Below are 910 nucleotides of genomic sequence, written 5' to 3'. Positions count from 1 at the left end.
GCCGATGAGCGCGTCGAGGGCCGCGAGGTCGTCGGGGTCGGCCACCAGCTCGTGCCGCATGGACTCGACCAGCGGCTCGGCCAGCCCGCGGCCGACCGGGGTGAGCGCGGCGACGGCGCGGGCGGTGAGCCGCGGCGCGGACAGCGGGACGGGCACCGGGAACGGCCGCAGCAGCCCTGCCTCGGCGGCGAACTCGCTCATCAGGGACCGGTAGGTGTGCACGTCGGGACCGCCGACGTCGAACGCCCGGTCCACCCCGGCGGGCAGGTCGAGGCAGCCGACGAGGTCGTACAGCACGTCGTCGACGGCGATCGGTTGGATCCGGTTCCAGGCGCGGTCGGGCAGCGGCAGGACCAGCGGACCGCCCATCGCGGTCTCGGTGAGGTGCCGGATCATCTCGAAGCTGGCCGAGCCGGTGCCGACGACGATCCCGGCCCGCAGCACCGCGGCCGGGACGGGCCCGGCGAGCAGGATGTCCCCGACCTCGCGGCGCGAGGACAGGTGCTGCGACACCCGCCGGGTGCCGGCCTCGGGCTGCAGTCCGCCCAGGTAGACGATGCGGTGTACACCGGCCGCGGCGGCGCCGTCGGCCAGCGCATGCGCGGCGGTGCGGTCGCGGTCGGCGTAGCCGGGGCCGTCCATGGCGTGCACCAGGTGGACGACGGCGTCGACACCCTCGCAGGCCCGGCGCACGTCGGCCGGGTCCCGGGCGTCGCCACGGACCGCGTCGACCCGCTCGCCCCACGGGTGCGCGGCCAGCTTGCCCGGGGTGCGGGCGAGGACCCGGACGTCGTGGCCGGCGTCGAGCAGGCGCGGGACGAGCCGGGAGCCGACGTAGCCGGTGGCGCCGAGGACGAGCACGTGCATGGGTCGATCCTCGCGGTCCCCGGCGCGGGGCGCGCGCCGGGGT

The 910-nt window shown here is 77.4% G+C and carries 1 protein-coding gene; it reads right to left on the bottom strand.

What is annotated here, in order from left to right:
• The coding region (locus tag GTW08_RS02995; RefSeq protein WP_161151379.1) for an NAD(P)H-binding protein at nucleotides 1-867 on the bottom strand (867 nt) is incomplete at its 3' end.
• Nucleotides 868-910: the final 43 nt, after the last annotated feature.

Origin of the sequence: Pseudonocardia sp. SID8383, from assembly GCF_009864975.1 — a bacterium.
Classification (GTDB): domain Bacteria; phylum Actinomycetota; class Actinomycetes; order Mycobacteriales; family Pseudonocardiaceae; genus Pseudonocardia; species Pseudonocardia alni.
Note: the sequence above shows the minus strand (reverse complement) of the source record. Positions and strands in the feature narration are given on the sequence as shown.